Here is a 19449-nt window from a genome sequence, read left to right as displayed (position 1 = left end):
TGTGAGGCCATCGCCCTGACGGTCCTGTTGCCCATGGGGGTGGATCCCCATACCTTTGCCCCCAGCCCCCAGGACGCCGCCCGGGTGGCGGAGGCCGACGTGCTGTTCGCGGCCGGGGCCGGCCTGGAGGCTTTCCTGGAACCGCTCCTGCAAGGCGCAGGATCCGGCGTCCGCCGGGTCGACCTCGCCCGGGGGATCCCGCTCCGGCCCTTGGGGGCCGGCGCCCACGCGCACGAGGGGGAAGAAGGGCATGCCGGGGAGGATCAGGCGGGGGAATGGGACCCGCACGTCTGGCTGGACCCCCTCCATGTCATCACCTGGACCCTCACCATCGAGGAGACCCTCACCCACCTGGATCCGGCCCGGGCGGAGATCTGTCGGCGCAACGCCGAGGCGTATCGGGCGCGGCTGCGGGATCTGGACCGCTGGATCCAGGAGCAGGTCGGCCAGATCCCGCCGGAGCGGCGCAAGCTGGTCACCGATCATCAGGTCTTCGGCTACTTCGCCCAGCGTTACGGGTTCGAGCAGGTGGGGGTGATCCTCCCCGGGGGCGGCACGGCCGCCCAGCCCTCGGCTCGAGAGATCGCCGAACTGGAGGAGGCCATCCGGACCCAGGGGGTGAAGGCGATCTTCGTCAGCAGCACGGTGGACCCTGCCTTGGCCCAGCGGATCGCCCAGGACACAGGGGCACGCCTGGTGCGTCTCTACGTGGATTCCCTGAGCGCCCCCGGCGGCGAGGCCGGCTCGTATCTGCAGATGATGCGCTACAATGTCCGGGCCATCGTGGAGGCCCTGCGGTGATCCATCCGCCCGGGGCGGGCTTCGCGAAGGGATCCGGGGAGGAGGCGGGCGATGGCCTGGATGAGGCGATTGGCGCAGGCGGGGATCCGTATGGGCGCGCCGGTGGCGCGGCAGGTGGCCTCCTGGCTGGCGGAGCGCCATGCGCCGCACGCCCTGGAGGCACCCTTGCTGGAGGTCTCCCGGGTCTCCATGCGTTACAACGATGTGCTGGCCCTGGAGGAGGTCTCCTTCACCGTGCGGACGGGCGAGCGCGTTGCCATCGTGGGGCCCAACGGGGCGGGGAAGAGCACCCTGCTCAAGATCATCGCCGGCGTGCTGACCCCCACCTCGGGCGCCGTCCGCGTGTATGGCCAGAGTCCGGGAGGGCACTTGTGCATCGCGTACATCCCACAGCGGACCGCCGTGGACTGGAATTTCCCGGTGACGGTGGCGGACGTGGTCATGATGGGGCGGGTGGGGAAACTGGGGCTCCTCCGCCCGCCCGGCCCGAAGGACTGGGAACGGGTGCGCCAGGCCCTGGCGCAAGTGGGGATCGCCCACCTGGCCGACCGTCCGATCCGCGCCCTCTCTGGTGGCCAGCAGCAGCGGATGTTCATCGCCCGTGCCCTGGCCCAGGAGGCGGAGTTGTTGCTGCTGGACGAGCCCTTCACCGGGCTGGACCTCCCGTCTCAGGAGGGGATCCTGGCGCTTTTGGAGGGGCTGCGCTCCCAGGGGGTGACGGTGCTGGTCGCCACCCATGATCTGGAGCAGGCGGCGACCCATTTCGATCGCGTGCTGTTGTTGAACCGGTGGCTCATCGGCTTCGGACGGCCCGAGGAGGTGTTCACCCCGGAGGCCCTCCGCCGGGCCTACGGTGGCCACCTGCGGCTGTTGTATGTCAGCGGGGAATGGGTGGCCGTCGGGGACACATGCTGTGAGGGGGCCCCGGGCGCCTGAGCCGATCGGCCGCGCGGGCGGCGAGGAGGCAGGGTCCGAAATGGAAACGTTGCTGCGGGTGCTGCTCGACCCCCTTCAGCATCCGTTCATGGTCCGCGGCCTGGCGGCCGCGGTCGGGGTAGGGATGATCTGCGCCCTGGTGGGGACCTATGTGGTCCTGCGAGGGATGGCGTTCTTCGGCGACGCCCTGGCCCATTCCATCCTCCCCGGGCTGGCCCTGGGATACCTGCTGAGCGGGGGCTCCCGGGACGCCCTCTTCTGGTGGGGGCTGGGCACGGCAGTCCTGGCGGCCCTGGGAATCGGCGCCCTCAGCCGGGGACGGCGCCTGAAGGAAGACACGGCCATCGGGATCCTGTTCGCCGGCGCCTTCGCCCTGGGGGTGGTCTTGATCTCCACCTCCCGCAGTTACGCCGTGGACCTCACCCACCTGCTCTTCGGAGACGTCTTGGGGGTCACCGACGGGGACCTGGTGCGCTTGGGGATCTTCGGCGGCCTGGTGGTCCTGGCTGTCGCCCTCTTTTACAAGGAACTGCTGGTGATCTCCTTCGATCCGGTCCTGGCCGTCACCCTGCGGCTGCCGGCCCGACTGTTCGAGAACCTCCTGCTGGTGCTGATCGCTGTCGCCGTGGTGGTAGCGCTGCGCACGGTGGGCGTGGCCCTGATGGTGGCCATGCTGGTGACGCCGGCGGCCACCGCCTATTTGATGACCCATCGTCTGCCAGCCATGATGGGGGTGGCCATGGCCCTGGCCGCGCTCTCGGCGGTCGTGGGCCTTTACGCCTCTTACTACACCGGCGTGGCCTCGGGGGCGGCCATCGTGCTCACCGCCACCGCCCTCTTCGGGGTTGTGGCCTTCCTGCAGAGGGTTCGACATCGACCCTGGTGATCCGGCCTGGGGAGGCGGATCCGGGGCGGCTGCCCAAGGTGGCCCTCGGGATCGATGCCTCCCACTCTCCCTCCGCCGTCTTTGCCCTTCGCGAGTTGCAGCGGCCGTGAACGGAATACAGGCCTCAGGTGCCTTGGGCGAGGGCCCGCAGCAGGCGCTCGAGGTCCTCGGGCCAGGAGGGGCGTCGGGGGATCCGAAGGGCGCCGTCGGCGACCCACCCCCCCCATTCGGCGATCCGTCCCTCGATGCCCTGGGGGGCCGGACGCAGCACCAGCGTCCGGCCCTCCGTGTAGATCCGCTCGATCCCGGCGCGGGCGGCCAGGATCTTCAGGCGCAGTTGATGGAGCAGGTGGCGGGCCTCCTCCGGCAACGGCCCGAACCGGTCAGCCAGTTCAGCGGCCATCTCCTCCACCCCCTCGAGGGTTTGGATGGCGGCCATCCGGCGATACAGTTGCACTCGGAGTGCCGGGTCGGGCACGTAATGCTCCGGCAGGCCGATGGACCACGGCAGGTTGAGGACCACCCCTTCGGGCGGGGGCGGGGGCTGGCCCTCCCGCCGCGCCCGCTCTTCGGCGATGGCCCGCTGAAGCATCTTCATGTAGAGTTCGAAGCCCACCGCGGCGATGTGGCCATGCTGCCGCGTCCCCAGCAGCTCCCCGGCGCCCCGGACCTCCAGATCGCGCAGGGCCAGGTGGAAGCCCCCGCCCAGGCCTGGGATCTCGTAGAGGGCGGTCAGGCGCTCGCGGGCCTCGGCGGTGAGGGGGATCTTCGGATCATACAGGAAATAGGCGTAGCCCTGGAGCACACTGCGGCCGACGCGGCCCCGCAACTGGTAGAGCTGGGCCATCCCGAAGCGGTCGGCCCGCAGCACGATCATGGTGTTGGCGTTGGGGATGTCCAGGCCGCTGCTGACAATGTCCGTGGCCACCAGCACGTCGATCTCTCCGCGGGTGAAGGCCATCATCGTCTTCTCCAGCAAGCGCGGGGGCATCTGGCCATGGGCCAGCCCGAAGCGGGCCCCGGGGACCATGGCCTCCAGCCGCTCCTTCCAGGCCTCGAGGCCGTGCACGCGGTTGTAGACCACGAAGACTTGTCCGCCCCGATCCAGTTCCCGCATGATGGCCGAGCGCACCAGCCGGTCGTCGTAGGGCCCTACGTAGACCTGAACCGGCAGGCGCTCCTCAGGCGGGGTCTGGATCAGGCTGATGTCGCGCAGGCCGCTTAAGGCCATATACAGGGTGCGGGGGATGGGCGTGGCCGTCAGGGTGAGCACGTCCACCTCGGCCCGCAGCCGCTTGAAATGCTCCTTGTGCAGCACCCCGAACCGCTGCTCCTCGTCGATGATGACCAGACCCAGGTCCTTGAAGACCACATCGGGCTGCAGGAGGCGGTGGGTGCCGATGAGGATGTCGATCTCGCCAGCCCGCAGGCGTCGGAGGATCTCGGCCTGCTCCCTCGGGCTGCGCAGCCGGGTCAGAACGTCGACGACCACCGGGAAGGGGGCCAGGCGGGCGCGGAAGGTCTCGTAGTGTTGGTGAGCCAGGAGGGTGGTGGGGGCCAGCACCGCCACCTGTTTGCCGTCCATGACGGCCTTGAAGGCGGCCCGCAGCGCGACCTCCGTCTTGCCGAAACCGGCGTCGCCGCACAGCAGGCGGTCCATGGGCCGCGGCCGCTCCATGTCGACCTTGACCTCCTCGATGGCCCGGAGCTGATCTTCGGTCTCCATGAACGGAAAGGAGGCCTCCAGTTCCCGCTGCCAGGGCGTGTCGGGGGAGAAGGCGTGGCCCTGGGCGACCTCCCGCCGGGCATACAGTTCCAGCAGCTCCTGGGCCACCTCAGCGGCCGCTTGGCGGGCGCGGGCCCGGGCCTGGGCCCATTCCCCACCCCCCAACGGATGGATCTCCGGGGGCTGATCCGTCGGGCCCACGTATCGGCTGAGGCGGTCGGCCTGGTCCACCGGCACGTAGAGCCGGTCGTTGCCGGCGTAGCGCACCTGCAGATACTCCCGCTCCACGCCGTCCAGGTTCAACCGCACCAGGCCCTCAAAGATCCCGATGCCGAAATCCTCGTGGACGACATAGTCGCCCTCCCGGAGGAATCGGATCCACTCCGGCGGCGGACCGCGACGGATCCGGCGGCGCCATGGGACGGGGCGGAGCACCCCAAAAAGCTCCGCATCGGTCAGGAGGGCCAGAGGCGGTCCCCCCTGGGGCCGGAACAGAAAGCCGCCGCTCAGGGCTCCGGTGAGGAAGTAAAGTCGGCGGGGCCGGGGAGGGGTTTCCAGGGCGGCGACGGTGCTGGCGGCCTCCGCGAGGTCTCCCCTCCGATCGGCCCAGACGGCGGCCAGACGCTCGGCCTGGCGGCTGACCACCACCACCGCTTCCCCCAGGCGCAAGCGGCGGGCGAGATCTTCCACCATGCGCTGGAGCTGGCCCCCGAACCGGGGGGCGGCGGCGAAGCCGAACCCCTGGCGGTCCGGGATCTCGGGCCCTCCTTCTGGCAACCCATGGAGGCGCAGGACCCGATAGCGCGCCAGACGGGCGCGCCACGTCTCGAGGTTCTCCAGGGGATCCGGGTATCCCGGCGGCAGGAACCCCGCCGCCGCCGCCCGATCCCGGAGGGCTTGTGCTTCCTCCTGTAGTTCCTCCCAGGCCTCCCGGATCTCCGCCTCGTCCATGAGGATCACGGGCCCGGGTTCCGGCAGGTAGGCCAGGGGGGTGGTGGCATCGGCGTAGAAATAGGGGAGATAGAACTCCAGCAAGGGGAAAGGCACCCCTTGGGCCAGAGCCTGGCGCTCCCGTTCCAGCGCCTCGGCCTCCGCGGGGGCCTCGACCGACGGTTGCCAGCCAGCCAGGCGCTCGGCCACCCGCGGGCCCTCCAGGGGGAGGGCCTCCCGGGCGGGGAGAAGCCGCACCTGGGCGATCGCCCGGAGGGTGCGCTGGGTGGCGGGATCGAAGGCGCGCAGGCTGGCGATGCGGTCCGCCTCCCACTCCACCCGGACCGGCTCCGCCTGGTTCGGAGGGAAGAGATCCACCAGTCCACCCCGGCGGGCGAACTGCCCGGGGTGGGTCACGGTGGTGACCGGCTCGTAGCCGGCCTCTAGGAGATACCGGAGGAACCCGCCGAGGGGCAGTTCCTGGCCGACCCGGAGGATGCGACGCAGCCCGTGGAACCGCCGCGGGGGCATCGTGCGCAGCAGCAAGGCCCGGGTCGAGGCGACCACCACCGGGGCGGGATCCCCGTCCACCCCGGCCAGGGCCGCCAGGGCGGCGAGCCGCTCGGCCCGGATCTCGGGGGGCCACGGTGCGCGCTCGTAGGGCATGGCCGGCGGCTCGGGCAGGCGATGGATCCGCTCCGGTCCCAGCCAGAGGGTCAGATCCTGGGCCACCTGCTGGGCCCGCTCGGCCTTCCCCGTGACGATCAGAACAGGGCCCGTGGCGTTCCGGACCCAGGCCGCCGCCCAGAACGGCCACGCCGCTCGGGGCATGGCCAGGGCGATAGGGCCCTCCGTCTCGAATTGTTCGCGGAGACGGGCAAAAGTCGGCTCCGCTTCCAGGAGCCCGAGCAAAGGCTGAAGAGGCGCCATCGAGGGTCGTCTCGCTGTTTTGGGATGAGAGCAGCCGGAACCGAACGGCCGTCTTGACAGGCGGGCCGCTTTATGGTACTGTAGAGCCAGCCTGACCGATTTCCATCTCTGGATTTTACGGCAGGTCGAATGCCGTATCCACCAGGTTCCCCGAACCGAAGCATGGTCCTGCTTTCCCACCCCTCCCTCTGGTGGGAGGAGCCTTCTTTCTCCTGCCCGCCCCTCGCCTTCTGGAGAGCCCACTAACCCTCATCCCGCAGCAGGTGGCCTCCTCGGACTTTTTTCCTATTTTCCAGGCCTATGTGGTGGTTTTTACAATCGGGGAGAAGGCATATGCCCCCTTAGCTCAAAGGGAAAGAGCCGCCGCCTTCTAAGCGGTGTGGGTCCGGGTTCGAATCCCGGAGGGGGCACCTGGGCTGGCCTTTGGGGCTGGGGAGCGGCGCTGGGACGCCCGAGGCGTCCGTCGGCTTGCGGCCGATGGCCCAGAAGCGGAGGCCGGCGGGCTCTTCGTGGATCCGCGCCGCGAGGCCGAGGGCGGCGAGGCGGGCCTGGAGGGCCTGGGGAGGCAGGAATCGGCTGCGCAGGCCCAGCGCGCGCTCCACGAGGGAGATCCCCTTCACCGGCCAACGCCGGATGTCCGGCTCCTCGATCACCAGAAGGCCGCCGGGCCGCAGTACCCGGGCCATCTCCTCCAACGCCCGCGCCGCGTCGATCACGTGGTGGAGGGCATCGACGATCAGGACGCGATCAAAGGTCCCGTCGGCGAAGGGAAGGCGCTCGGCCACGGCTTGCACCGGCAGCAGGCCCGGATGCCGGCGGGCGATGCGGACCATCCCCCAGGCCACATCGACGATCACCGCCATCTCCACCTCCCCCTGCAATGCCCGCGCCACCCGCCCGGTTCCCCCGCCCACGTCCAGCAGGCGCCCCGCTGGGAGATCGATATGCTGTCGCAAGGGGGCTAGGTCCAGCCCGCCGAGGACCCGATCGTACAGAGGCCCGATCCATTCGAAGAGCCAGTTGGAGCCCATGGGTTGCGCCTCCAGGGATCGTCCTCTTTTCCTGCCTCGAGGTCGGTCAGCGGTGGGGCGGGCGCGGCCGATCGGGCAGATTTATTATACCGAACGGGAATCATCCGTTTCGCTCCGGGAGATCGGGATGGCGGCGGGGACCTGGTCCGAAGAACTGGCGGCCTATCGGGCGGACGGACGTCGGGGGCGATGGCCCTGGCCCAGCGGGCGGCGGAGATCGTGATCGCGTGGGCCCAGGAACATCCGGCCGATCGCCGGGAGGCGTTCGTGGCCGCCCTGGAGGATCTGCTCCGGGCGCTGCGGGAGGCCCATCCGGATATGGCTCCGCCCTGGCATCTGACGGCGGCCGCCCGGGAGGCGGTGGCGGGGGCCACGGATGGGCCGGCCGCCCGCGCGGCGGTGATCGCGGCGATGCAAGCCTTCCGGCAGCGGCTCCGGGACCACGAGGAGGCGGCGGCGGGCCACGCGGCCGCCCTCCTGCGTTCGATCCGCGTGCTCTTCACCCATTCCCGCAGCCGTCTGGTCGCCCAGGCGCTGGCCCGGGCAGCCGCCGATGGGCATCGCCTCCAGGTTCTTTGCCCGATCGCCGAGCCAGGCGGAGAGGGCCGGCGGATGGCGGAAGAAGCGGCCGCCCAGGGGCACACCGCCCTCCTCTTGCCGGACCTCGTGGCGGCCCATTACCTCCCCCACGCCGATCTGGTCTTGGTAGGGGCCGACGCGTGGGACCCGGAGGGGATCATCAAAAGGTGGGGACGCTCACCTTCGCGGTCTTGGCCCGGCACTTCCAGCGCCCCTTCTTCGTCGTCGCCACCGCCGAGAAACGCTGGCCGCCCGCTGCTGGACCCCACCCGGCCCGGCGCCCGACCGCCGCTGCATCGGGGGAGATCCCGTGGTTCGAGTTCGTCCCCCGGAATTGGCTCACCGGGCTGATCCTGGAGACCGGCCTCCATCCCGAGGGCCCATGACCAAGGTCCTATCCGGGGCCATGGCCCTTCTCCATAGAATCGCTGTAAAGAACCTCGAAAAGGAGCCTGGATGCGGCCGCGGGGATGGGAGCGCGGGCAGGGGTTGGTGGAATATGCGCTCTTGGGCTTATTGGTGGCGGTGGTGGTGCTCATCGCCCTGATGGTGTTCGGCCAGGCTGTTGCCGGCCTCTACTCTCACGTGGTGGCCAACTGGCCTTGATCGGCGCCCCGCGTTGGGACCATGGTCCTTGTGTTCCCCCGGCAAGTTGGCCAGGAAAAGACCCCGGAGACCGATCTTCCTCCTCCCCCCCACCGTTGTGGGGAAGGGGCGTCGATGCGCCCCGGGGCGGTTTTCCGATGCCGGCGCGGGCCGTATAACAGAAGCCATCATCCCTTCCGGAGGAGGCGGCGCCATGGAGCGCGTCGGTTTCATCGGCCTGGGGGTGATGGGCAAACCGATGGCCCGCAACCTGTTGAAGGCCGGCTATCCCCTGGTGGTCTACAACCGCAGCCGCCCCCCTATGGAGGAACTGGCCGCTGAGGGGGCGGCCGTGGCGGATTCCCCGAGGGCCGTCGCGCAGCGCAGCGATATCGTCATCACCATGCTGCCGGACACCCCGGAGGTGGAGCAGGTGTTGGCCGGTCCCGAAGGCGTCTTCGCCGGCGGGCGGCCGGGGTTGATCGTCATCGACATGAGCACCATCGACCCGATGGCCGCCCGGCGCTTGGCGGCGGAGGCCGCGGCCCGAGGGATGACCATGCTGGACGCTCCGGTGTCGGGCGGGGAGATCGGCGCCATCCAGGGGACCCTCTCCATTATGGTCGGCGGCGACCCGGCGGCATTCGAGCGCTGCCTCCCCCTGTTCCAGGCGATGGGCCGGAACATTGTCTACATGGGCGGGCCGGGGGCCGGCCAGATCACCAAGGCCGCCAATCAAGTGGTGGTGGCCCTCACCCTCGCCGCCATCAGCGAGGCGCTGGTCCTGGCCACCAAAGCCGGCGTGGACCCTGCCCGGGTGCGGGAGGCGTTGCTGGGCGGCTTCGCCGGCAGCCGGGTCCTGGAGGTCCACGGCCGGCGCATCCTGGAGCGGGATTTCCGACCCGGCTTCCGGATCCGGTTGCACCAAAAGGACCTGCGCATCGCCCTGGGGCTGGGGCGGGCGGTGGGGGCCAGCCTCCCGTTGACCGCCCTGGTCCACGAGTGGATGGGGGCGCTGGTCACGATGGGCCAGGGGGAACTGGACCACTCGGCCCTGGTCACCCTGCTGGAGGCGTGGGCCCAGACCCGCGTGGCCCCCGGGGGCTCCGGCGAAGGCCCCCGCGCGCTGGTCGGGTAGGAACGCAGCGACGCTGCGCCCACGCCGTGTCTGGGGACCTTCCAGGCCGTCCTCAACCCTCCCCGAGTTCCCCTCGTCGGACGGTCAGGGCGTTGGTCAAGGACGCCAGGGCGGGGCTCAGGCGCACCGGGTAGCGGGGGGCGTTCCGCAGGGCCTTATACCGCTCCGGCAGCCGGCGGAACTCCTTCTGGAACCGTTCCCGGAGGATGGCCAGAGGGGGATGGGGTCGGAGCAGGCGTCCGCCTTCCATCACTTTCTCCAGCAGCGGCATCCCCCCGGGCACCGTTTCCTCCCGCAGGGCCAGGACGTCCTCTTGCATCTGGCCGTCCTCGGCGTAGAAACGGAACACCTGTTTCGGGCCGGGCAGGGAGGCTTTGCCCGGGCTGCGCTTCCGGGCGGGGCGCCCCTCATAAGCCACCAGTTTGTAAACCATGTCCAGCCACGGCGCGTCCTCTGAGACGCCCATCCGGGTGCCCACGCCGAAGGCGTCGATGGGCGCCCCGGCCTCCAGCAGCGCCGCGATACGGTATTCATCCAGCCCCCCGCTGGCCAGGATGCGCACCTCGCGGAGGCCCGCCTCGTCCAGGATGCGGCGCACTTCCCGGCTGAGGGCCAGCAGATCCCCGCTGTCCAGTCGCACCCCAAGCAGCCGCTGTCCCTTTCGGGCCATCTCCTGAGCCACCCGGGCCGCCTTCCGGGCGCCCTCCAGGGTGTCGTAGGTGTCGATCAGAAAGATGGCGCGCTCCGGAAAGGTCTCGGCGAAGGCGCGGAAGGCCTCTTCCTCCTCCTCGAAGGCCATGATGAACGAGTGGGCCATGGTCCCCGTGATGGGGATGCCGTAGCGCCGGCCGGCCAGCACGTTGCTGGTGGCCTGGAACCCCACCAGATATGTGCACCGGGCCACCTTCAGTCCAGCGTCCACCCCGTGGGTCCGGCGCAGGGCGAAGTCCACCAGGGCCCGGCCCCGGGCGGCGGCCACGCACCGGGCGGCCTTGGTGGCGATCATCGTCTGCAGATGGATCTGATGGATCACATAGGTCTCGGCGATCTGGGCCTGGAGGATCGGAGCGGTGATCTCCAGGATGGGTTCGTTGGCGAACACCAGGGTGCCCTCGGGGACCGCCCACACGTCCCCGGTGAAGCGCAGGTCCGCCAGGGTCTCCAGGAAGGCTCGGGAGAAGATCCCTGTGGACTCCAGGTAGGCCAGGGCCTCCGGGGAGAAGCGGAAGCCCTCCAGGAAGCGGAGCACGTCCTCCAGGCCCGCGGCCACCAGGAAGCCCCGCTCCGGGGGCAGCTCCCGCACGAAGAGGCTGAAAGTGGCCAGGCCGGTCATCCCGTGGGCCCAGTAGGCCTGGGCCATCGTCAGTTCGTAGAGGTCGGTGACCAGGATCAGGTCTTCGGCCGAGATCATCGCCGCACCCTCCACCCGGGAAGGTCTCTTCCATCACGGATCCCCATCCATCCCCCGCGGGAGAGGCAACCGTTCCGGGGCGCGGTCATCGCCCCGCGTCCAGGAGGACCTGGCGGACGTCCTCGATCTCCGGCATGCGGCGCAAGGCCTCCAGGATCGCCGGGGGGGCGGGGTGGTCCAGGTTGATGAACGAGAGGGCGGTGCCCCCGGGCCGATCGCGCCCCAGGCGCCATTCGGCGATGTTGATCCCGTGCTCCCCCAGCAGGGTGCCCACCCGGCCGATCACCCCCGGCACGTCGCGGCTGCGCATCACCAGGAGGGCCCCCCGCGGCAACGCCTCCATAGGAAAATCGTCCACCTGGACGATGCGGGGCTCCCCCGCGAACAGGGCGCCGACGATGAGGCGGGTTTCCTTCGTCGAATGGACCCGACATGCGATGGCCTGGGCGTAGGCGCCCAGGAGACGCTGCTCGGCCTCCACGATCTGGATCCCCCGCTCCTGGGCCAGCATCGGCGCGTTCACGAAGGTCACCGCGTCCCCCAGAATGGGGGTCAGCAGGCCTTTGAGCAGGGCGACCCCCAGCGGGCGGATGGCCGAGCGCAGGTGTTCCCCACGCACGTCGATCTCCACGCGATGGATCCGCCCGCGCACCAGTTGCATCTGCAGGCTCCCCAGGACCTCCGCCAGCCGCATGAACGGCGAAAGGGAACGGTAGTCGGCTCCTTCTGGGAAGGGGAGGTTGACCACGTTGCGATAATCCCGCCCCCGCAGGGCGTCCAGGACCTGTTGGGCGATCTGGCGGCTGATCAGGCGCTGGGCCTCGCGGGTGCTGCCCCCCAGGTGGGGCACGGCCACCACCCGCTCGTGGGCGATCAGGGCCTGCAGAACGGGGGAGCGCGGCGGCTCCTCGCTGAAGGTGTCCAGGGCGGCCCCCGCCACCCGGCCGCTGTTCAGTGCCTCCAGGAGCGCCTCCTCGTCCACCACCGCCCCCCGGGCCGTGTTCACCAGGATCACCCCGGGCTTCATCTTGGCGAAGGCCTCCCGGTTGATCAGGCGGTGGGTCTCCCGGGTGAGGGGGACGTGCAGGCTCAGGATGTCGGCGCGGGCATACAGTTCGTCGAGGTCGGGGACCAGCTCGACCTGCAGGGCGGCCGCCCGCTCCTCCGGGATGTAGGGGTCGAAGGCGATGACGTGCATCTCGAAGGCCCGGGCCCGGCGGGCCACCTCGGTCCCGATGCGCCCCAGGCCCAGCAGCCCCAAGGTCTTGCCGGCCAGTTGCGCCCCCACGAACCGCTCCCGCTCCCAGCGCCCCTCTCGCAGGGAGAGCCAGGCCATCGGGATCCTACGGAGCAGCGCGAGCAACAGGGCGAAGGTGTGCTCGGCCACCGCCAGGGTGCTGGCCCCGGGGGTGTTCATCACCAGGATCCCCTTCCGCGTGGCCGCCTCGAGGTCGATGTTGTCCACCCCGATGCCGGCCCGGGCGATCACCCGCAGCCGTTCCGCCGCGGCCAGGACCTCCGCGTCCAGCCGGACCCCGCTGCGCACGATCAGGGCGTCACAGGAGCGGGCCAGTTCGCGCAGCGCCTCCGGCGTGGGGCGCCGGGCCTCCACCACCTCCACCTCCGGGTCGCTCCGCAACAGCGCCACCCCCTCCTCGTCCAGGGGGTCCGTCAGCCCGATGCGCCAGGTCATCCCGAGACCTCCCTTCGCAGCCACTCCTCGATATCGGCCAGCAGTTCCTCGACGTGGTGGGGCTGGATCTCGCCCATGTGGGCGATGCGGAAGGTCTTCCCCTTCAAGGGCCCGTAGCCGGAGGAGATCACCTTGCCCCGGGACCGCAGGAAGGCGTTCAACACCCCCACGTCGATCCCGCGGGTGTTGGCGACGCAGGTGAGGGTCCACGAGCGGAAGCCCGCCTCGGCGAAGAGGCCGAAGCGCTCGGCGGCCCACGCCTGGACCCGCTCCGCCATCCGGCGGTGGCGCTCCCAGCGGACTTCCAGCCCCTCCTCCAGGATGCGGGCCAGTTGCACGTCGGCCGCGTAAAGCAGGGAGATGGCGGGCGTGGCCGGCGTCTCCCCCCGCTCGGCGTAGCGGGCCAGGGTGAGGAGATCGAAGTAGTAGCCGCGGTGGGGCACCTCGTGGGCCTTGGCCAGCGCCCGATCGGAGACGGCGCAGAAGGCCAGCCCGGGCGGCAGGGCCAGGCATTTCTGGGAGGAAGTGAGGACGAAATCCAGCCCCCAGGCGTCCGTCTCCAGCGGCGCGCCCCCCAGCGAGGACACCGCGTCGACCAGGATCAGCACGTCCGGAGAGGCGTCCCGCACGGCTGCGGCGATCTCGGCCACCGGGTTCATCACCCCTGTGGAAGTCTCGTTGTGCACCACGGTGATGGCCTCGGCATCCGGATGGGCCGCCAGCGCTTCCAGGGCGTGTTCCGGCCGGAGGCCCCGGCCCCATTCTACCTGGACCGGGACGACCTCCTTGCCGTTGGCCTGGGCCACATGGGCCCAGCGCTCCCCGAAGGCGCCGTTGATGAGGCAGATCACCTTCCGCCGGACCAGGCTGCGGACGCCGGCCTCCCAGAGGCCGGTGCCGGAGGCGGTGACGAGGAGGACCCGGCCGCGGGTGCGAAAGACCGCCTGCAGGCGGGGGATCAGGCCCTCGAAGAGGGCGGTGAACTCAGGGCCCCGGTGTCCGATCATCGGCCGGGCCTGGGCGCGGGCCACCTCCTCCGGCACCCATGTGGGACCTGGGATGAAGAGCATCGGCGCGGACATCAGGCCACCTCCGGCCATGCGGATTCCCATGCCGCCAGGAAGCGGGCCTGGCGCTCGGGGTCTCGGAAGCGGGCCTCGCCCGTCCGGAAGGCCTGCAGGCCCCGGCGCAGGACCTCCTCCGCTGGCGTTCCCCGCAGGCGGGCCGCCCGCTCCGGCGACAGGGCCAGCGGAAGCACCGGGGCCAGCGAGGCGCCCGTCAGGTAGACGGCGGCCTCCGCCGCCACCCGCTCCCGGCGGAAAACGCCCCCGAAGCCAACAAAGAGATGAACCGCCGGCTGGGCCATCAGGTCCGTGACCCCGTCGCCCACCAGCATCAGCCGCTGCCCCGGGGTCCGCCACCGCTCCAGCCAGGCGACCTTGCCCGCCGTGGTGGTCAAGGGGGATGGCATCGGCGCCACCGCCGGTCCCAGGGCGGCCTCCCGATGCCACCACGGGCCGGCGAAGGGATCGTAGCGCACCGGGACCGCATGGATGCGCTCCGGGGGAAGGCCCAGGCGGCGCCCCAGCGGGCGGACCGCCTCCTCCAGCCCGGCGCTCAGGAGGTGGACACGGACGTCGCAGGCTTGGAGGGCCCGGATCACCCCCTCGGCGTCGGGGACCAGCCGTTCCGCGTAGAGGCGGGCCAGGCGGCGCAGTTCCTCACGGGAAGGCTGGATCCGGCGCAAGCGCGCCGCATACACCGCCTCGAGGGGGAGCGTCCCCGCCATCGCCGCCTCCGTGAGGGCCGAGATCTCCGCCTCCAGGCCCCGCCACCGGGCCAGTTCCACGATCCCCTCCACCGCGCACAAGGTCCCATCGCAATCGAAGAACACATCGGTGAACGAGACCCAACGGGCCAGGGCCATCGCTCTTCCCCACCAGGCATCGGATCGATTGTGCAGATTATAACACAAAGCGGGGCCTCGATCGGGGGTGGTGCCATTGTCCCTGAAGGCTTCTGCCCGGACGGCGGCAGCCCGGGCGGGATCCGGGAACCGCCGTTCTCCCCTCGGGGCCTGTCCTTGACAACCCTTCCCGGTCGGATAAGATAATCCCCCAAATCTGCGGCCGTCGGCGGGGGAACACGATGCGGGGGATCCTGGCGCTGGAGGACGGCTCCATCTTTGTCGGGGAGGCCTTCGGGGCGCGGGCCACGGTGGTCGGCGAGATCGTCTTCCACACCGCCATGACCGGCTATCAGGAGATCCTCACCGATCCTTCCTACCGGGGCCAGATGGTGGTGATGACCTGCTCCCACATCGGCAACGTAGGGGTGAACGAGGAAGATGTGGAGAGCGATCGTCCCCAGGTGGCCGCCTTCATCATCCGCGCCCTGAGCCCGATCGTGTCCAACTGGCGGGCCCGGGAGCCTCTCGCGGATTACCTGGCCCGCCATGGCGTCCCCGGCCTGGCCGGGGTGGACACCCGGGCCATCACGCGGCGCATCCGGGAGCGGGGGACGATGAAAGCTGCCCTCTCCACAGAGGGCCTCGACCCTGAGGTCTTGGTCGAGCGGGCGCGGGCCTGGGAGGGCCTGGAGGGGCGGGATATGGTGCGGGAGGTCACCTGCGCCGTCCCCTACGAATGGACAGAGGGCCATGGCCGGTGGCAGCCCCACGGCTTCCGCCCCGAGGCCGGGGGGCGGCGGCACGTGGTGGTTTACGATTTCGGCGTCAAGCGCTCCATCCTCCGTCGCCTGGTCGACCGGGGCTGCCGCGTGACGGTGGTGCCGGCGTACACCCCAGCGGAGGAGGCCCTCCGCCTCCGGCCCGATGGGATCGTCCTCTCCAACGGCCCGGGGGACCCGGCTGGGCTGCCGGAGATCGTCGGGATCGTCCGCCGCCTCCTGGAGGCGGAAATCCCCCTCTTCGGCATCTGCCTGGGCCATCAGCTGATCGCCCGGGCCCTCGGGGCGCGGACCTACAAGCTGCCCTTCGGCCACCACGGCAGCAACCATCCGGTGGTCGACCGGTCCACCGGCCGCGTCCAGATCACCGCCCAGAACCACAACTATGCGGTGGACCCGGACACGCTGGATCTGGGTCAGGTGGAGATCACCCACCTGAACCGGAACGACGGGACGGTGGAGGGGCTGGCGTTGAGGGGCCGGCCGGTCTTTTCCGTGCAATACCATCCGGAGGCCAACCCAGGCCCCCATGACGCCGACCCGCTGTTCGACCGGTGGGTGGGGCTGCTGGGCGGAGGGTGACGCCGGGATCCTGATTCCGGTGATCGGCCGATGCCGCGACGGACAGATATCCGCTCGATCCTGGTGATCGGTTCGGGCCCCATCGTCATCGGCCAGGCGGCCGAGTTCGACTACTCGGGGACCCAAGCCCTCAAGGCCTTGCGACGGGAGGGCTACCGGGTGATCCTGGTCAACTCCAACCCCGCCACCATCATGACCGACCTGGAGTTCGCCGATGCCACCTACATCGAGCCCCTGGTCCCTGAGATCGTCGAGCAGATCATCGCCCGGGAGCGGCCGGACGCGCTGCTGCCCACCCTGGGGGGGCAGACCGCCCTCAACCTGGCCGTGGCCCTGCACGCGGGCGGGGTGCTCCAGCGCTACGGGGTGGAACTGATCGGCGCCTCACCCCAGGCCATCCGCATCGCCGAGGACCGCCTGGCCTTCAAGGAGGCCATGGAGCGGGCGGGCCTCGAGGTCCCCCGCAGCATCCTGGCCCGTTCGGTGGCGGAGGCCGTCGACTTCGCCGAGCGCAACGGCTACCCGGTCCTCATCCGGCCCTCCTTCACGCTGGGCGGGACCGGGGCCGGGGTGGCGCGGACCCGGGCGGAGCTGATCGACATGGTCGACCAAGCCCTGCGCTGGAGCCCGGTGGGATCCGCTCTGATTGAGGAATCGTTGCTGGGCTGGAAGGAGTTCGAACTGGAGGTCATGCGGGACCGCCACGACAACTTCGTGGTGGTGTGCGCCATCGAGAACCTGGACCCCATGGGGGTGCACACCGGGGATTCCATCACCGTGGCCCCGGCCCAGACCCTCACCGACCGGGAATACCAGCGGATGCGGGACTGGGCGCGGGCGGTGATGCACGCGGTGGGGGTGGAGACGGGGGGCTCCAACGTCCAGTTCGCCGTCAACCCCCGCGACGGCCGGATGCGGGTCATCGAGATGAACCCCCGGGTCTCCCGCTCCTCCGCCCTGGCCTCCAAGGCCACCGGCTTCCCCATCGCCAAGATCGCAGCGCTGCTGGCGGTGGGCTACACCCTGGACGAGATCCGCAACGAGATCACCCGCCGCACAGTGGCCGCCTTCGAGCCGGCCCTGGATTACGTGGTGGTGAAGATCCCCCGCTGGGCCTTCGAAAAGTTTCCGGGGGCCGATCCCACCTTGGGCCCGCAGATGAAGTCGGTAGGGGAGGTGATGGCCATCGGGCGGACGTTCCCGGAGGCCCTGCAGAAGGCCATGCGGGGGCTGGAGATCGGGGCCAAAGGGTTCGAGGGCTTCCCCCCGGGCCGGCGGCCGGCGGACCTGCGGGCGGCGCTGGCGTGCCCCCACCCGGACCGCCTGCGGGCGGTTCATGATGCCCTGATGGAGGGGATGGCCGTCGAGGAGGTGGCCGCCCTCACCGGCTACGACCCGTGGTTCGTGGCCCAGATGGCGGCGCTGGTGGAGCGGGAACGGGAACTGCGCCGCCACACCCTGCACACCGTCCCTGCGGACCTGCTGCGCCGGGCCAAGCGGGAGGGCTTCTCCGACGCGCAACTGGCGGCCTTCTTCGGCTGTGCCGAGGAGGAGGTCCGCCGGCGGCGGGAGGCCATGGGGATCCGTCCCCGCTATGCCCAGGTCGACACCTGCGCAGCGGAGTTCGAGGCCTACACGCCGTACCTCTACAGCACCTACGAGGAAAGCGACGAGGCGCCGCCGGCCGACCGTCCCAAGGTGGTCATCATCGGGAGCGGGCCCAACCGCATCGGGCAGGGGATCGAGTTCGACTACAGTTGCTGCCAGGCGGCCTTCGCCCTGCGGGAGATGGGGATCGAGTCGATCATGGTCAACTCCAACCCGGAGACGGTGAGCACGGACTACGACACCTCGGATCGCCTCTACTTCGAGCCCCTGACCCTGGAGGATGTGCTGAACATCGTCGAGCGGGAACGGCCCCTCGGGGTCATCGTCCAGTTCGGCGGCCAGACCGCCTTGAACCTGACCCTGCCCCTGCACCGCGCGGGGGTCCGCATCTTGGGCACCTCCCCCGACGCCATCGACCTGGCGGAAGACCGGGGCCGGTTCAGCGCCCTGCTGCGAGACCTGGACATCCCCCAGCCCGAGCACGGGACGGCGACCTCGGTCGAGGAGGCGGTCGCTGTGGCCGGGCGCATCGGCTATCCCGTCCTGGTGCGGCCCAGTTACGTGCTGGGCGGCCGCGCCATGGCCATCTGCTATGATGCGGAGGCCCTGCGGGCCTACATGCAGGAGGCCGTCGGGGTCTCGCCGGAACGCCCCGTGCTCATCGATCGCTTCCTAGAGGACGCCTACGAGGCGGAGGTGGACGCGGTGGCCGACGGCCGGCGGGTGGTCATCGGGGGGATCCTCCAGCACATCGAGGAGGCGGGGGTGCACTCCGGCGACTCCGCCTGCGTGCTGCCCCCCTACAAGATCTCCCGCTATCATCTCCAGATCATCGAGGAATACACCGAGCGCATCGCCCTGGCCCTGGGGGTGCGGGGGCTGATCAACATCCAGTTCGCCATCAAGGACGACATCGTCTACGTGCTGGAGGCGAACCCGCGGGCCTCCCGGACGGTGCCCTTCATCAGCAAGGCCACGGGGGTCCCCCTGGCCCGCATCGCCACCCGCGTGATGCTCGGACAGTCCTTGGAGGAGATCGGCTTCACCCGCTCCCCGGAGGTCCGGGCCTTCTTCGTGAAGGAGGCCGTCCTGCCCTTCCGGAAACTCCCGGGGTCCGACGCCCTTCTGGGCCCGGAGATGAAATCCACGGGGGAGGTGATGGGCTGGGCGGAGGGCTTCGGGCACGCCTTCGCCAAGGCGGAGATGGCGGCGGGGGACGCGTTGCCGTTGCGCGGGGCGGTGTTGATCTCGGTCAACGATTACGATAAGGGGAACGCTCTCCAGATCGCCCGGGACTTCCACCGCCTGGGCTTCCGGCTGTTGGCCACCCGGGGGACGGCGGCCTTCCTGGGGCGGGCGGGGCTGCCGGTGGAGGTGGTCAACAAGGTGAGCGAGGGCTCGCCGCACGTGGTGGACGCCATCCGGGAGGGGCGGGTCCAGTTGATCGTGAACACCCCGCTGGGCCCGCGGGCCTACACCGACGGCATGCGGATCCGGCAGGCGGCGGTGCGCTACGGCGTGCCGCTGCTGACCACCCTCTCGGCCGCCGCCGCCGCCGTGCAAGCCATCCGGGCCATGCGGGAGCGCTCCTTCACCGTGCGCAGCCTGCAGGAGCTGTATCGGGACGCCGGACGGCCCCGGGATCCGTAGGGAAGGGGCGCGGCCAGCGGCAGCCCAATCACGGCGTCGATTCTAAGGGTCTGGACTCGGCCCCAGCAGCGCCGCGTCCGGCTCCCGGCCCGCGGCCCGGCAGGCTTCGAGGTAGTTGTTGCGCAGATCGATCATGAGTTCGCCAAACGCCTCGGGCAGGCGGCGGAAGAACGGGGTAAGCACCCGCACCCCCTCCGCAAACGCGTCCGCGGCCTCCCCGTGGCGCTCCATCCCTCGGAGCACCGTGCCCATGGTCCCCAGGCTCCTGGCCAGGT

General features: G+C 70.5%; 13 protein-coding genes, 1 tRNA gene and 2 pseudogenes. 9 read left to right on the top strand and 7 right to left on the bottom strand.

Annotated features, from left to right (window positions below; genetic code table 11):
* The 3 genes and pseudogenes from C4313_RS05765 to C4313_RS05755 all read left to right on the top strand — a co-directional run.
* A partial coding sequence (locus tag C4313_RS05765) for a metal ABC transporter substrate-binding protein (protein ID WP_352428916.1) occupies positions 1–801 on the top strand: 801 nt, incomplete at its 5' end.
* A 225-nt stretch (positions 802–1026) separates the two neighbouring features.
* Positions 1027–1737 (top strand): annotated as a pseudogene (locus C4313_RS05760) (metal ABC transporter ATP-binding protein); the annotation flags it as partial.
* Positions 1738–1777: 40 nt separating this feature from the next.
* On the top strand, positions 1778–2623 hold the full coding sequence (locus C4313_RS05755) for a metal ABC transporter permease (protein WP_352428914.1): 846 nt from the start codon (positions 1778–1780) through the stop codon (positions 2621–2623).
* A gap of 124 nt (positions 2624–2747) precedes the next feature.
* On the opposite strand, the gene mfd is transcribed toward C4313_RS05755, so the two are convergent.
* Positions 2748–6209, bottom strand: coding sequence for a transcription-repair coupling factor (gene mfd, locus C4313_RS05750; protein WP_352428913.1), 3462 nt, complete (start codon positions 6207–6209; stop codon positions 2748–2750).
* A gap of 335 nt (positions 6210–6544) precedes the next feature.
* On the opposite strand from mfd, the gene C4313_RS05745 reads away from it, so the two are divergent.
* Positions 6545–6619, top strand: a tRNA-Arg gene (locus C4313_RS05745).
* Between the two features lie 174 nt (positions 6620–6793).
* Here the strand turns inward: C4313_RS05745 and C4313_RS05740 are convergent.
* A pseudogene (locus tag C4313_RS05740) lies at positions 6794–7240 on the bottom strand (class I SAM-dependent methyltransferase); the annotation flags it as partial.
* Between the two features lie 189 nt (positions 7241–7429).
* Here C4313_RS05740 and C4313_RS05735 point away from each other — a divergent pair.
* The 3 genes from C4313_RS05735 (at position 7430) to C4313_RS05725 (ending at position 9542) form a co-directional block, all read left to right on the top strand.
* A complete protein-coding gene (locus C4313_RS05735; RefSeq protein WP_352428912.1) occupies positions 7430–8170 on the top strand; it encodes an eIF2B alpha/beta/delta subunit family protein in 741 nt (246 codons plus the stop codon).
* A 105-nt stretch (positions 8171–8275) separates the two neighbouring features.
* Positions 8276–8425, top strand: a complete 150-nt coding sequence (locus C4313_RS05730) for a pilus assembly protein (protein WP_352428911.1) — start codon at positions 8276–8278, stop codon at positions 8423–8425.
* Positions 8426–8618: 193 nt separating this feature from the next.
* Positions 8619–9542 carry a 2-hydroxy-3-oxopropionate reductase gene (locus C4313_RS05725; RefSeq protein ID WP_352428910.1) on the top strand — a complete coding sequence of 308 codons (924 nt, stop codon included), beginning with the start codon at positions 8619–8621 and terminating at the stop codon, positions 9540–9542.
* A 52-nt stretch (positions 9543–9594) separates the two neighbouring features.
* On the opposite strand, the gene C4313_RS05720 is transcribed toward C4313_RS05725, so the two are convergent.
* From C4313_RS05720 to C4313_RS05705, 4 genes are all read right to left on the bottom strand, one after another.
* Positions 9595–10953, bottom strand: coding sequence for a nicotinate phosphoribosyltransferase (locus C4313_RS05720; protein ID WP_352428909.1), 1359 nt, complete (start codon positions 10951–10953; stop codon positions 9595–9597).
* 85 nt (positions 10954–11038) lie between these two features.
* Positions 11039–12646 carry a phosphoglycerate dehydrogenase gene (gene serA / locus C4313_RS05715; protein WP_352428908.1) on the bottom strand — a complete coding sequence of 536 codons (1608 nt, stop codon included), beginning with the start codon at positions 12644–12646 and terminating at the stop codon, positions 11039–11041.
* Positions 12643–13728 carry a pyridoxal-phosphate-dependent aminotransferase family protein gene (locus tag C4313_RS05710; RefSeq protein ID WP_352428907.1) on the bottom strand — a complete coding sequence of 362 codons (1086 nt, stop codon included), beginning with the start codon at positions 13726–13728 and terminating at the stop codon, positions 12643–12645. Before C4313_RS05710 ends, serA begins: the two co-directional genes overlap by 4 nt.
* Entirely contained in the window at positions 13728–14573 is an 846-nt protein-coding gene (locus tag C4313_RS05705) for an HAD-IB family phosphatase (protein ID WP_352428906.1), read from the bottom strand. The genes C4313_RS05710 and C4313_RS05705 overlap by 1 nt, the downstream gene beginning before the upstream one ends.
* Positions 14574–14794: 221 nt before the next feature.
* Between C4313_RS05705 and carA the strand changes: the two genes are divergently transcribed.
* Both carA and carB read left to right on the top strand, forming a co-directional pair.
* Positions 14795–15916 (top strand): glutamine-hydrolyzing carbamoyl-phosphate synthase small subunit, encoded by a 1122-nt coding sequence (gene carA / locus C4313_RS05700; protein ID WP_352428905.1) that lies wholly within the window; start codon positions 14795–14797, stop codon positions 15914–15916.
* A 30-nt stretch (positions 15917–15946) separates the two neighbouring features.
* A complete protein-coding gene (gene carB / locus C4313_RS05695) occupies positions 15947–19174 on the top strand; it encodes a carbamoyl-phosphate synthase large subunit (RefSeq protein WP_352428904.1) in 3228 nt (1075 codons plus the stop codon).
* Positions 19175–19216: 42 nt separating this feature from the next.
* Here carB and C4313_RS05690 read toward each other — a convergent pair.
* The coding region (locus tag C4313_RS05690) for a hypothetical protein (protein WP_352428903.1) at positions 19217–19449 on the bottom strand (233 nt) is incomplete at its 5' end.

Origin of the sequence: Thermoflexus sp. (assembly GCF_040289485.1) — a bacterium.
GTDB lineage: Bacteria > Chloroflexota > Anaerolineae > Thermoflexales > Thermoflexaceae > Thermoflexus.
The sequence above is the reverse complement of the archived record's forward strand: the minus strand, read 5'-3'. Positions and strand labels throughout refer to the sequence as shown.

What these genes read in the sequence shown, in the direction of transcription:
- C4313_RS05755 (WP_352428914.1), top strand. Translation starts at nt 1,778, where the DNA reads ATGGAAACGTTGCTGCGGGTGCTGCTCGACCCCCTTCAGCATCCGTTC.
- C4313_RS05730 (WP_352428911.1), top strand. Translation starts at nt 8,276, where the DNA reads ATGCGGCCGCGGGGATGGGAGCGCGGGCAGGGGTTGGTGGAATATGCG.
- C4313_RS05705 (WP_352428906.1), bottom strand. Translation starts at nt 14,573, where the DNA reads ATGGCCCTGGCCCGTTGGGTCTCGTTCACCGATGTGTTCTTCGATTGC.
- serA (WP_352428908.1), bottom strand. Translation starts at nt 12,646, where the DNA reads ATGACCTGGCGCATCGGGCTGACGGACCCCCTGGACGAGGAGGGGGTG.
- C4313_RS05710 (WP_352428907.1), bottom strand. Translation starts at nt 13,728, where the DNA reads ATGTCCGCGCCGATGCTCTTCATCCCAGGTCCCACATGGGTGCCGGAG.
- C4313_RS05735 (WP_352428912.1), top strand. Translation starts at nt 7,430, where the DNA reads ATGGCCCTGGCCCAGCGGGCGGCGGAGATCGTGATCGCGTGGGCCCAG.
- carA (WP_352428905.1), top strand. Translation starts at nt 14,795, where the DNA reads ATGCGGGGGATCCTGGCGCTGGAGGACGGCTCCATCTTTGTCGGGGAG.
- mfd (WP_352428913.1), bottom strand. Translation starts at nt 6,209, where the DNA reads ATGGCGCCTCTTCAGCCTTTGCTCGGGCTCCTGGAAGCGGAGCCGACT.
- carB (WP_352428904.1), top strand. Translation starts at nt 15,947, where the DNA reads ATGCCGCGACGGACAGATATCCGCTCGATCCTGGTGATCGGTTCGGGC.
- C4313_RS05720 (WP_352428909.1), bottom strand. Translation starts at nt 10,953, where the DNA reads ATGATCTCGGCCGAAGACCTGATCCTGGTCACCGACCTCTACGAACTG.
- C4313_RS05725 (WP_352428910.1), top strand. Translation starts at nt 8,619, where the DNA reads ATGGAGCGCGTCGGTTTCATCGGCCTGGGGGTGATGGGCAAACCGATG.